The organism is Dongia sp. agr-C8 (genome assembly GCF_054658695.1).
In genome coordinates this window covers 614,940-627,079 of sequence record NZ_BAAGHZ010000002.1, presented here as the reverse complement: position 1 = coordinate 627,079, position 12,140 = coordinate 614,940, and the positions used below count along the sequence as shown (strand labels likewise).

The window sequence follows — 12,140 nt, the reverse complement described above, 5'->3', positions numbered from 1 at the left end:
GCGGCAGCGCCATACGTCTAATTGGCATAACAGACTGTCGCTTTTCGATATGCGGCGCGCTATTCGGCCGCCTGGGTCTCGCGTGCGGTTGCGAAAAGCTCCGCCACCTGGGCCCGGATCAGCTTTGCGACGACCCGGGTCGCGACGCTGGTCGGCCGCTGCGTCGAGGTCGCCAACATCAGCTGCCGCGTCATCTTCGGCGCGTCGATCGGCCAGGACTTGATTCGGCCCGCCCGCACCAGCGGCTGCACCGCTGCATCGCACAAGATGGTATAGCCGGCGCCTTCCTCGACCAGGCCGAGGGTCGAGGCCATGGCGTCGAGCTCGAGCTGGACATTCGCAACGATGCCGAGCTTCTCCAGCGTACGGTCGATCAAAAGGCGGAGGCCGTGCGGCCGTGCCGGCAGGATCAGCGGGATGTCTTCCAGCCGCGTGGCGGGCACGGGGCCGCTGCCGACATTGGCCGGGTCGTCGGCGGGGCCGAGCAGCACCAGCCGCTCTTCCAGCAACGGCTCGGTCAGCAGCGACGGCAGGCGCGGCGCGTTATAGACCACGCCGATGTCGATCCGGCCGGTGGAGAGCCATTCGGTGACATGGCCGCTGAAGCCCTCGACCACGTGCAGCGCGATCATCGGGAACTCGCCGCGGCAGCGCATGACCAGCGGCACGGTCAGCACCCAGCCGATCGAGGGCGGCATGGCAATGGTGATCCGGCCGCGCGGCGAGGACTTCATCGCCATGATCTCGAAGCTGGCCTTGCCCGCCGTCTGCACGATCTCCTTGGCATAGGCCTCGAGCAGCTTGCCGGCCTCGGACAGCACGATGCCGCGGCCGTTGCGGTAGAACAGCTCGGCGTTGAGGTCGTGCTCCAGGGAACGGATCTGGCGGCTGAGAATCGGCTGCGCGACGGAGAGCTGCACGGCGGCCTTGGAGAAGCTGCCGAGCTCCGCCACGCAGAGGAAATATTTGAGCTGCTTCAGTTCCATGCGACCCCTGACACCGGTTTTCCGCGCCTTCGGCTGCGGCTGACTTCTGGGTTATTGGAACCGGTTTCGCTGGCCCCGACCAATTGTCAGAGCCCAGTCACAATTGTGCTTGCAGATCGGCCGCGCGGTCAACCGGCATCTCGCACACATTTCGTGCTTGTGTTGGGGCGCCGGCGGCACACCCCAGCGTGCCGCGCCACATTCGATATAACTGCTATGAGAACTCCGGGACTGCCTTTCCCCAGCCTTCTCCCCTAAGAACGACCCTGGCGAACCGTTCGCGGCGCGTGGAATCGCGCATCGAAAGGGCGGAGCCGGGAGGATGACATGATTGCCGGAACTGCACCGTTGCCCGCCCCGGGCGGAGCAATGCAGCCTTGACTCGCGCCGCGCTCGCAATAAGGGATGGTGGCAGAAGGCGGCTGATCACGCAGGAGAAGATCGTCTTCGGGATCTTCGTCCTGCTGTTCCTCGGATTTTCGCTGTTCCTGCCCGGTTTCCTCACCGCGAACAACGTCGCCCTGCTGCTGCAGAGCGTCTCGGTGCTCGGCATCCTGAGTGTCGCCATGGGCGCCATGATCATCGCGGGCGCCATCGATCTTTCCATGGTGGCGCTGATGGCGATGTCGGTTGCCTGGGCGCTGCAGCTCATCAACAACGGCATGCCGGTGCCGACGGCGATGCTGATCGGCTGCAGCGCGGCGATCCTGGTCGGCATGCTGAACGGGTTCCTGGTCGCCTATATCGAGATTCCGCCGCTCTTCGCGACGCTCGCGACCGCTGCCTGCATCTACGGCTTCGGCCGCTTCGGCCTGATCAGCCAGGATACGGTCTACCTGCCGAAGAATCTCGGCTGGATCGACGAGCTGGGCAAGGGCCGCGTCTACGGATTGCCGATGCCGGTCATCGTCTTCGCCGTGATCGCCGCGGCAATCGCGCTGGTCATGAACAAGACCAAGTTCGGCCGCTTCGCCTATGCGATCGGCGACAACCGCGCGACCGCGCGCATCACCGGCGTGCCGGTGCGCCCCGTTCTGGTCATGCAATACACCGTCTCGGCGATCGTCGCTTTCATCGCCGGCCTGGTGCAGGCGACCGCGATCAACAGCATGAACACCCGCATCACCGACACCTTGCTGATCTACGAGGTGATCCTGGTCGTGGTGCTGGGCGGCATCGGCCTTTCCGGCGGCAAGGGTGGGGTGCGCAACGTCGTGGTGGGGACTCTGCTGATCGGCACGTTCCTCAACGGCATGACCATTATGAACATCCAGTTCACCGCGCAGAACGCGATCAAGGGATTGATCCTGCTGACCGCCATCGCCATCGACCAGCTGATCAATCCGCGCGACGAGCAGACATCGCAACAAGGGGACATCTGAGGAGGGAACCATGATCAATCTGAAGAAGGCGGCCGGCATCGGCCTGCTCAGCCTGGCGACGATCCTGTCGCTGACCGCGATCCGCCCGGTTGCGGCCGAGACCGAGGTCGAGGGCATCAACGACCCGACCATCGCGCCCTATTTCGAATCGATGAAGGGCAAGAAGATCGGCTACGTGCCGTTCTCGATGAGCTACGACCTCTCCAAGGGCTGGCTCGCCGGCATGGAGATCCAGGCCAAGGAGCTCGGCTACGAGATCATCGTGCGCGACCCGAACTGGAACACCGACGTCGGCGTCCAGGCGATGGACCAGCTGATCAACTCGAAGCCCGACATCATCGTGCTGCAGAATCCGGATCTCCAATCCTATGCCAAGCTCTTGAAGCGCGGCACCGAGGCGGGGATCAAGTTCATCTCGGTCAACATCAAGTCGGCCTATCCGAGCTATTACATCGGCGAGGAATGGCAGCTGAACGGCATGGCCGAGGCGCAGTATATCGTCGATAAATGCGGCAAGGATTCCGGCCGCTCCGGCAAGGTCGCGATCGTGCAGGGCATCCTGACCTCCGCCGCCAGCGCCTACCAGATCCGCGGCGTCACCGAGGTCTTCTCCAAGCATCCGGAGATCCAGGTCGTCTCCAACCAGTCGGCCAACTGGGATGCCGGCAAGGCCCAGGAGATCACCCGCACCGTGCTGCAGCAACATCCCGATCTCTGCGGCGTGATTGGCTTCTGGGACGGCATGGATATCGGCGCCGGCTCGGCGGTCAAGGAAGCGGGCATGCAGGACAAGGTGTTCGTCGTCTCATCGGGCGGCGGCTACAAGGAAGCGGCCTGCGACCGGCTCGAGGACGGCACCTACTCGGCCTATTTCAGCTACGACGTCCGCGGCCAGGCCCAGGACATCAACACCGTGATCCGCATCCTGCTGCAGACCAACCCGGCGCCGGACGCCTTCAAATTCACGCTGCCGACCCGGGGCGTGATGCTGACCAAGGACAACATCACGCCCAGCTCCTGCTGGACCATGGATTCCTTCAAGTAAGCACGCAGTGGAAGCGGGCCGGCCCCGGCCGGTCCGCTTCCGCGATTGCAGATGACGAGCATGGACGAGACTCTCGCCGCCGCGCCGGCCGCCTCGAAGCGGTCGGCGTCGCGCTATCCTTTCGAGGCGCTGGTCAAGTGGCGCGCGCGGCTTGTGCCGAGCCACGTCTTGGGCGAGATCATGTCCAAGCAGTGGATCGACAGCGCCGTGCCCGCGACCTTCATGGTGCTGGTGATCGGCTGCTTCATGATCGCCGCACCCGGCTTCTTCACCGGCGCCAATATCTCGGACGGCGGCAGGCAGCTCGGCGAGTTCGGCCTGGTGGCGCTCGGCATGATGATCGTCATCATGGGCGGCGGCATCGACTTGAGCGTGGGCTCGATCTTCGCCCTCGGCAACTTCACGGCCCTTGCGCTCTCCAATCTCTTCGACTGGCCGGTGATCGCCATCCTGCCCTGCGTGATCGCGGTCTGCGCCTTCGCCGGCCTGATCAACGGCATCCTGGTCGGCTACTTCCGCCTCCGGGCCTTTCTCACCACCCTGGTCAGCCTGATCACGATCCGTGCGCTGGTCGATGTGCTGCTGCTGGAATTCGCGGTCGATATCTCGGCCGGGTTCTACGATTCCACGATCTGGGATTTCGCCGGCATGGGCAGCCCGCTCGGCATCCCGACCAGCCTGGTCGTGCTGATCGTGGTCGCGATCGCGATCCATCTTTTCCTCTCGCGCTCGCGGCTCGGCTGGCACGTGATGGCGGTCGGCGGCTCGCGCCGCTCGGCGCATAACGTCGGCATCTCGGTGAAGCGCACGGTCTGCTTCACCTACGTTCTCTCCGGCGCGCTGGCCGGCCTCGCGGCCTTCCTCTATGCCGCGCGGCTCGGCAATGGCGGCTCCTATCCGGGCGCAGGCATGGAGATCTTCGCGCTGACCGCCGTCATCGTCGGCGGCACCAGCCTGGGCGGCGGGCGCGGCTCGGTCGCCAAGGCGCTGATGGGCTCGATCATCGTGCTGATGATCAATCTCGGCGTGGTGCAAATGGGGCTGCAGAGCGGGGCGGGGCAACTGGTCCTCGGCCTGATCCTGCTGCTGGCGATCGCGATCGACGTGCGCTTCATCCGCAACCGCGAGAAGATTCTGTCGCGGCTCTACATGTCGCCGACCTATTTCCGTCTGCCCGAGGCGCCCGATGCCGAGCAGTCCGCCTCGCCCTATGCGCGGAACGACCGGCTGGCGGATGTCTCGCTGATCGGCCTCGGCCGGCTGGACGGCGCCGAGGATGTGATCTTCGACGCGAATGACCATCTCTATTGCGGCGACCGGCTCGGCAACATCGTGCGCTTCGACGCGCCGGACTACAAGGAAGGCAAGGTCTTCGCCCATATCGGCGGCCACCCGCTCGGCCTGGCCTTCGACCCGGCGGGCGTCCTCTATGTCTGCGTCGGCGGCATGGGCCTCTACCGCGTCCATCCCGATGGCCGCGCCGAGAAGGCGACCGACCAGACCAACCGCTCGCCCTTCTCGATCATCGATGATTCGCGGATGCGCCTCGCCGACGATCTCGACATCGCGCCCGACGGAAGGGTCTTCTTCAGCGAAGCCACGACCCGCTACGACATGGAGACCTGGCCGGCCGACGCGCTGGAATCGCGCGGCAGCGGCCGCATCGTTTGCTACGACCCGGCGAAGAACACGACCCGCACCGTGTTGCGCCGGCTGGTCTTCCCGAACGGCGTCTGCGCCGAGACCGGCGGCCAGTCGCTGCTCTTCGCCGAAAGCTGGGCCTGCCGCATCAGCCGCTACTGGTTCGCCGGCCCGAGGGAGGGCCAGGTCGAGCGGGTGATCGAGAACCTGCCGGGCTATCCCGACAACATCAACCGCGCTTCCGACGGCAACTACTGGGTGGCACTGATGGGCATGCGGTCGCCCGCCCTCGATCTGGCGCTGCGCATGCCTGACTTCCGCCGCCGCATGGCGCTGGAAGTGGCGCCAGACGAATGGCTCTATCCCAACATCAATGCCGGCTGCGTGGTGAAGATATCGGGCGAGGGCAAGGTGCTGGAGACGCTCTGGGATCTCCACGCCGAGAACCATCCGATGATCACCTCGATGCGCGAGCATAAGGGCGCGCTCTATCTCGGCGGCATCCTCAACAACCGGATCGGCAAGCATGTCCTGGCGAAGGCGGACCCCGCCTGGAGCGCCACGACGAGCTATTGGGGCAAAGCATGATCGGCGCGCTTGGCAAAGTGCTGCCCTGGATGCGGCCGCCGGCGACGGTGCCGTCGATGGACGGCGCGCTGCGTCCCAACCGGGCGCTTGACGAGGCGGCCTTGCTGGCGGAATGCCCGGCGCCTGACAACCTGGTCTGGCAGGACGATCACTTGCTGTTCACCAGCGGCAAGCGCGTGCTGCTGCTGGACAGCCTGCACCATGAGGGCGCAGAGCCCGAGGAGATCCTGCAATTCGACAGCGCGATCACCGCGCTCGCCGCAGCCGAGGATGGCAGCCTCGCGGTCGGCCTCGGCGCCTCGGGCATCGCGATCGTCGGCGGCGCCCATGACGGCCGCACCATCGCCGGGCTCGGCAACAGGAAGCTGATCGCGCCGACGGCACTCTGCTTTGCCGATCCGGACACGCTCTTCGTGGCGGTCGGGTCGGACATCCATGGCGCCGAGGACTGGCGGCGCGATCTCCTCGAGCACCGCGCGGCCGGTGCGGTCTGGCGGGTGCCGCTGGAGCGCGGCGATCCCGTCTGCCTCGCCGCGCATCTCGCCTTCCCGAACGGGCTGCTGCTGCGCGACGGCGGCCGCATCGCGGTCTCCGAGGCCTGGCGCCATCGCCTGCTCGATTTCCCGACGCAAGAGCGCGGCGCGCCGCGGGTCCTGCTCGACGACCTGCCGGGCTATCCCGGGCGCCTCTCGCCGGCGCCGGACGGCGGCGCCTGGCTTTCGGTCTTCGCGCCGCGCAGCCAGCTGGTCGAGTTCGTGCTGCGCGAGGACCGCTATCGCCACTGGATGATGCAGACCATCGAGCCCGCGCATTGGATCGCGCCCAGCTTGCGTGCCGGCCTCTCATACAAGGAGCCGATGCAGGGCGGCGCGGTGAAGACGCTCGGCATCTTCAAGCCCTGGGCGCCATCGCGTTCCTACGGGCTTGCGGTGAAGCTTGACGGCGACTTCATCCCGACCACCTCGCTGCACAGCCGCGCCGACGGCAAGCGCCACGGCGTCACCAGCTGCCTCGAGACCCGCGGCGAGCTGATCGTCGCCTGCAAGGGCGACAACGCGCTGGTCTCGGTCGACCTGGCGCAGGAGCGGGAGGTCTGACGATGGCGCCCCTGCTCGAGGTCCGGGAGATCACTAAGGAATATCGCGGCGCCGCGGCGGTCCAGGACATCTCGATGTCGCTGGAGGCCGGCGAGGTCCATGCGCTGCTGGGCGAGAACGGCGCCGGCAAGTCGACGCTCACAAAGATGATCGCCGGCGTGGTCGATCCGACCCACGGCAGCATCCTGCTCGACGGCAAGGAGGTCAGCTTCGCCTCGCCGGCCGAGGCGCTGCGGCATGGCATCGCCATGGTGTTCCAGGAGACCAGCCTGGTGCCCTCCTTAACCGTGGCGCAGAACCTGTTCCTCGGCGACGAGAAGGCGTTCAACCGGCTGCGGCCGCTGACCATCGCCGCGCAGCAGTTCCTGCAATCCTTGAACTTCCCGGTCGATCCCACCCTGAACGTCGCCTCCCTGGGAGCGGCACAACGGCAGATGGTCGAGATCGCCCGCGCGGTCCGCAAGAACGCGCGGATCATCATCTTCGACGAACCGACCGCGACCCTGACCCCGGAGGAGAAGCAGCATTTCTTCGACCTGGTCGTGCGTCTGAAGGCGCGCGGCTGCGCCATTATCTTCATCTCGCACGCCCTCGAAGAGGCGCTGGCGATCTCTGACCGGATCACCGTGCTGCGCGACGGCAAGCTGGTCGCGAGCGACGTCACCGCGAATTTCGACCGCGACAAGATCATCCGCGCCATGGTCGGCCGCAGCCTCTCCAACGAGCTCTACGGCGCCCATGCCGCCGGCCGCAAGACCAGGGGCTACGGCAAGCGAGTCCTGAGCGTGCAGAACATCTCCATGGGCCGGATGGTGCGGAACAGCTCCTTCGCGGTCTATGCCGGGCAGATCACCGGCATCTTCGGCCTGATCGGCTCGGGCCGGACCGAGAGCGCCAAGATCGTCGCCGGCGTGGTGAAGCGGAACTTCTTCCATGGCGGCGTGACCCGCCTCGGCGACAAGATCGTGCGCTACCGCGTGCCGGCGCCGGCCGTCCGCCAGGGCATCGCCTATGTGACCGAGGACCGCAAGTCCGAGGGCATTTTCGAAACGATGTCGATCGCCCAGAGCATCTATACCGGCCTGCTGGCCTCGGCCGAGCACCGCAGTGCAGTGGTGAGCGGCACGGAGATGCGCAACGTCGCCGAGCATTGGACCAAGTCGCTGAGCATCCGCGCGATCTCGGCCGATGCGCCGGTGGTCGAGCTTTCCGGCGGCAACCAGCAGAAAGTGGTGATCGCCAAGGCCCTGGTGCAGCAGCCGAAGCTGGTCATCTTCGACGAACCCACCCGCGGCGTCGATGTCGGCGCGATCGCCGAGATCCATGCGATCATCAACCGGCTTGCCGACGAAGGCATGGCGGTGGTTGTCATATCCTCCTATCTTCCGGAAATCCTCAACCTCTCCGACCGGATCCTGGTTTCGCGCAAGGGCCGCATCGTCGAGGAATTCGCGGCGGACGAGGCGACCGAGGAGAAGATCATGTATGCCGCGGTCCACTGATCGCGGCGAGTCTCGGATTGGAAGATGATGGCAGAGCATAAGAAGCGTGCGGTGGTGACCGGGGCGGGCAGCGGCATTGGCGCCGCGACGGCGACACTCCTGATCGAGCGTGGGTGGCAGGTCGTATCGATGGACCGCGATCCCGACGCGGCTAGGAAGGTGGTCGGCGACCATCCGGTGATCGCGGTCGATGTGGCGGACGAGGCGGCGGTGGTCCGCGCCTTCGACGAGGTGCGCAGGACCCTGGGCGGGCTGGATGCACTGGCGGCCATCGCCGGCATCTACGACACGACGCCGTTCTTCGAGCTGACCGCCGAGAGATATCGCCGGATCCATGATGTCAACGTGATCGGCACCTTTCTCTGCATGCGCGAGGCCGCGAAGGCGATGGAGGCGGGGGCGCGGATCTGCACCGTCGCCAGCGTCGCCGGCTTGCGCGGCGGCGGCCTCGCCGGGACCGCCGCCTATGCCAGCAGCAAGGGCGCGATCCTCGCCTTGACCAAGAATGCCGCGCGCGTGCTGGGGCCGAAGGGCATCGCGGTCAACACCATCGCCCCCGGCATGATCGACACGCCCTTCGCCGCCGGCCCGCTCGGCGATCCCAGCATCAAGCAGCGGATCGAAGGCATGACCTCCTTCAACCGGCTTGGCTCGGCAGAGGAGATCGCCGCCGCGATCGCCTGGCTGCTTTCGCCGGAAGCATCGTATGTGCACGGCGCGACACTGGTCGCCGACGGCGGCATGGTGATGTACTAAAGAGAATCCCCTCCCTCGTCTTCGGGGGAGCCACCCTTTCTTCTCCCTCCCCCGTCTTCGGGGGAGGGTTAGGGTGGGGGTGCCGCAGACTCAGTCTCTCACCACCGGTTGACCGGCAGGATGTAGAGCTGGGCGATCTGCACGTGCTCGGGCTGGTCGAGCGCGAAAAGCACGCTGCGCGCGATATCCTCGGGGTCGAGCGCGATCTTGAAACGCTCGAAATATTCCTGCTCGGCCGCCTTGTCGCCGCGATGGCGCTTCAGAATGATGTTGGTCTTGGTCAGGCCGGGCAGGATCTCGGTCACGCGGATCCCGGTCTCGGCCAGATCGCCGCGCAGGATATCGGTGAAGGCACGGACACCGGCCTTGCTGGCGGTATAGGCCGCCATGTCCGGCACCAGCCGGATCGCGCTGATCGAGCTGATATTGACGATGTCGCCGCTGTTGCGTTGCACCATCCCGGGCAGCATGGCGCGCGTGACCCGCATCAGCCCGTTCAGATTGGTGTCGATGATGCTGGACCAATCGTCGGCGGCGCCGAGGTCGAAGCGCGTGCGGCCGCCGATGTCATGGCCCGCATTGTTGACCAGGATGTCGATCGGCCCGAATCCGGGCGGAACCAGGTTGGGAAGATCGTCAACGCGGGCGCGGTCGGTGATGTCGAGTTGCAAGGCGGCGGCCTTGTCGCCGATCTCCTTCGCGAGTTCCGTTGCACCTGCGAGATCGAGGTCGGTCAACACCACGCGATGGCCCGCATCGGAAAGCGCTTTGGCGATGGCGCGGCCGATTCCGCTGGCAGCACCGGTGATCAGGGCGTTTCCGGGGGTTCGCGGCACGGGCGGTATTCCTTCGGCTGTCTGAATCTTCCAGGCGCTACGCATACAACCCGACGTCCCGCGCGTGAACGGCTGCTGCGCCTATCATAACTGATATTCAAACCCAGCGGCTTTGCCCGCCTGCGGAAATTGACGATTGTGGCGGGGGAAAAGCGCCGGCCGTTGCGAGCGTCGGCGCCGCTCGGCGCAAGCGAACAAGACCCTCCTCGTCGCGATCATGGGGCAGCGCCGGTTCGGATGGTGGGAGGCCGGGTGCGCAAGATCAGACTCACGCAGGAAGGCGTCGTGCTTGCTCTGGCCGTCGCCATGTGCGTGGTCTTCGCGATCACCCTGCCCAACTTCCTCACCAGCGGCAACCTGATCGCCCTGGTGCGCAGCGTTTCGATCCTCGGCATCCTCGGCCTCGGCATGGCGCTGGTGGTGATCGCCCGCGGCATCGACCTGGCGCTCATCGCGACCATGGTGGTCTCGGTCTCCTGGGTACTCTCGCTCACCACCAATTCCGGCTGGGAGCTCGGTCCGGCTTTGGCGCTCGGCGCCGGCTTCGTGGTGCTGATCGGGCTCGTCAACGGCATCCTGATCGCCTATGCCACCATCCCCGCGATCTTCACCACGCTCGCCATGGGCCTGGTGGTCTACGGCGTGGGGCGCGGCTGGCTGTTCCAGGTCGATGTGCAGAACACGCCACAGGATTCCGCTTTCTTCAACTTCCTCGGCCGCACCACGATCCTCGGCATGCCGATGCTGATCATCGCCTTCTTCGCCCTGGCGCTGATCACCTGGGCGGTGCTGCGCTGGACCCGTTTCGGCCGCTTCGTCTATGCGATGGGCGACAATCCCGCGGCGGCGCGCATCGTCGGCCTGCCGGTGCGGCCGATGATCGTCGCCGAGCACGTTATCACCGCGCTGATCGCCTATGCGGCGGGCCTGGTGATGGCGGCGGCCTCATCGGGGATGAGCACCCGGGTCTACAACTCCACCATGATCTATGACGTGCTGCTGGTCGTCGTGCTGGGCGGCATCGGACTCTCCGGCGGGCGCGGCGGCGTGCGCAACGTTCTGGTCGGCACGCTGCTGGTCGGCGTGCTGCTCGACGGCATGACGATCATGGACGTGCCCTACATCGAGCAGAACCTGATCAAGAGCATCATCCTGCTCTGCGCCATCGTCGTGGACAGCATCATCAACCCGCGCGACGAGCAGACGGCGCAGCAGGAGCAGGGCGACATCTGAAGACGAACACAACGACCATAAGAACCAGGAGGCGGAGGATATCATGAGGACGTTCAAGATCATCGCGGCGGCGCTCGCCGTGGCACTCGGCACATCGGTCTTCTCCGGCGCCATGGCGCAGGAACAGAAGGGGCTCGACAACAAGGCCAAGCGCGATCCCTACTATGAAAGCCTGAAGGGAAAGAAGGTCGTGTTCGTGCCGCTCGCCATGGGCTTCGACCTGACCGAAGGCTGGGCGGCGATCATGAAGCGCCAGGCCGAGGATCTCGGCTACAGCTTCGAGATCCGCGACCCGAATTGGAGCACCGACGCCGGCACCCGGGCGATCACCGCGATCATCGCCGAGAAGCCGGACCTCGCCATCATTCACAATCCAGACCTGCAATCCTATGCGCGGCTCGAGCAGCGCATGGTCAAGGAAGGCATCAAGGTGCTGCAGGTCAATCTCGAGACCACGGTGCCGACCGACTATTATGTCGGCGCCGACTGGGTGAAGGTCGGCCTGATCCAGGCCGACGCGCTGGTGAAGAAGTGCGGCAAGGGCTCCGGCACCTCCGGCAAGGTGGCGATCCTGGAAGGCCAGCCGACCGCCGCCTCGAACCTCTATGAGCTCTATGCCTACTACAAGATCTTCGCCGAGAACCCGGAGATCAAGGTGGTGGCCGACCAGGCCGCGACCTACGACCCGGCCAAGGCGCGCGCCATCACCGAGACGGTGCTGCAGCAGCATCCCGATCTCTGCGGCATCGTCGGCAACTGGGACAACCAGGATGTCGGCGCCGGTGCGGCGGTCGAGGCGGCCGGCAAGTCCGACCAGGTCTATATCGTGACCTCGGGCGGCGGCAGCCAGACCGGCTGCGACAACATCAACAAGGGCCTGCTCGATCTCATCGTCAGCTATGACGTGCCGCTGCAGGGCAATGCGCTCAACCAGGCGATCGTCGAGCTCCTGCTCTCCCCGGCCAAGGCGGGCGAGATCCAGACCACCTACTTCACGCCGCTGACCTTGCAGACCAAGGAATGGGTCGCGTCGCATAACTGCTGGACCCTGGACCAGCTGAAGTAGGCACTGGC

General features: G+C 65.8%; 10 protein-coding genes. 8 read left to right on the top strand and 2 right to left on the bottom strand.

Annotated elements, in window-relative coordinates; all coding sequences use genetic code 11:
• Positions 1–59: 59 nt before the first annotated feature.
• Entirely contained in the window at positions 60–986 is a 927-nt protein-coding gene (locus tag ACYQ4T_RS10435; RefSeq protein WP_459853444.1) for a LysR family transcriptional regulator, read from the bottom strand.
• 377 nt (positions 987–1,363) lie between these two features.
• Here ACYQ4T_RS10435 and ACYQ4T_RS10430 point away from each other — a divergent pair, with 377 nt between their 5' ends.
• The 6 genes from ACYQ4T_RS10430 to ACYQ4T_RS10405 are packed head-to-tail and all read left to right on the top strand — an operon-like array spanning position 1,364 to position 8,997.
• Entirely contained in the window at positions 1,364–2,368 is a 1,005-nt protein-coding gene (locus tag ACYQ4T_RS10430) for an ABC transporter permease (RefSeq protein WP_459853442.1), read from the top strand.
• Positions 2,369–2,378: 10 nt separating this feature from the next.
• Positions 2,379–3,413, top strand: coding sequence for a sugar ABC transporter substrate-binding protein (locus ACYQ4T_RS10425; protein WP_459853440.1), 1,035 nt, complete (start codon positions 2,379–2,381; stop codon positions 3,411–3,413).
• Positions 3,414–3,464: 51 nt separating this feature from the next.
• Positions 3,465–5,642, top strand: coding sequence for an ABC transporter permease (locus ACYQ4T_RS10420; protein ID WP_459853438.1), 2,178 nt, complete (start codon positions 3,465–3,467; stop codon positions 5,640–5,642).
• A complete protein-coding gene (locus ACYQ4T_RS10415) occupies positions 5,639–6,739 on the top strand; it encodes an SMP-30/gluconolactonase/LRE family protein (protein WP_459853436.1) in 1,101 nt (366 codons plus the stop codon). Before ACYQ4T_RS10420 ends, ACYQ4T_RS10415 begins: the two co-directional genes overlap by 4 nt.
• Before the next feature lie 2 nt (positions 6,740–6,741).
• Complete coding sequence (locus ACYQ4T_RS10410) at positions 6,742–8,241, top strand: sugar ABC transporter ATP-binding protein (RefSeq protein ID WP_459853434.1); 1,500 nt, start codon at positions 6,742–6,744, stop codon at positions 8,239–8,241.
• A gap of 24 nt (positions 8,242–8,265) precedes the next feature.
• Positions 8,266–8,997 carry an SDR family NAD(P)-dependent oxidoreductase gene (locus ACYQ4T_RS10405; RefSeq protein WP_459853432.1) on the top strand — a complete coding sequence of 244 codons (732 nt, stop codon included), beginning with the start codon at positions 8,266–8,268 and terminating at the stop codon, positions 8,995–8,997.
• Between the two features lie 98 nt (positions 8,998–9,095).
• On the opposite strand, the gene ACYQ4T_RS10400 is transcribed toward ACYQ4T_RS10405, so the two are convergent.
• Positions 9,096–9,833 (bottom strand): SDR family oxidoreductase, encoded by a 738-nt coding sequence (locus ACYQ4T_RS10400; protein ID WP_459853430.1) that lies wholly within the window; start codon positions 9,831–9,833, stop codon positions 9,096–9,098.
• 252 nt (positions 9,834–10,085) lie between these two features.
• Here ACYQ4T_RS10400 and ACYQ4T_RS10395 point away from each other — a divergent pair, with 252 nt between their 5' ends.
• Positions 10,086–11,066 carry an ABC transporter permease gene (locus ACYQ4T_RS10395; protein WP_459853428.1) on the top strand — a complete coding sequence of 327 codons (981 nt, stop codon included), beginning with the start codon at positions 10,086–10,088 and terminating at the stop codon, positions 11,064–11,066.
• A gap of 43 nt (positions 11,067–11,109) precedes the next feature.
• A complete protein-coding gene (locus ACYQ4T_RS10390; RefSeq protein WP_459853426.1) occupies positions 11,110–12,132 on the top strand; it encodes a sugar ABC transporter substrate-binding protein in 1,023 nt (340 codons plus the stop codon).
• Positions 12,133–12,140 lie beyond the last annotated feature (8 nt).

What these genes read in the sequence shown, in the direction of transcription:
- ACYQ4T_RS10435 (WP_459853444.1), bottom strand. Translation starts at nt 986, where the DNA reads ATGGAACTGAAGCAGCTCAAATATTTCCTCTGCGTGGCGGAGCTCGGC.
- ACYQ4T_RS10425 (WP_459853440.1), top strand. Translation starts at nt 2,379, where the DNA reads ATGATCAATCTGAAGAAGGCGGCCGGCATCGGCCTGCTCAGCCTGGCG.
- ACYQ4T_RS10420 (WP_459853438.1), top strand. Translation starts at nt 3,465, where the DNA reads ATGACGAGCATGGACGAGACTCTCGCCGCCGCGCCGGCCGCCTCGAAG.
- ACYQ4T_RS10415 (WP_459853436.1), top strand. Translation starts at nt 5,639, where the DNA reads ATGATCGGCGCGCTTGGCAAAGTGCTGCCCTGGATGCGGCCGCCGGCG.
- ACYQ4T_RS10410 (WP_459853434.1), top strand. Translation starts at nt 6,742, where the DNA reads ATGGCGCCCCTGCTCGAGGTCCGGGAGATCACTAAGGAATATCGCGGC.
- ACYQ4T_RS10405 (WP_459853432.1), top strand. Translation starts at nt 8,266, where the DNA reads ATGATGGCAGAGCATAAGAAGCGTGCGGTGGTGACCGGGGCGGGCAGC.
- ACYQ4T_RS10390 (WP_459853426.1), top strand. Translation starts at nt 11,110, where the DNA reads ATGAGGACGTTCAAGATCATCGCGGCGGCGCTCGCCGTGGCACTCGGC.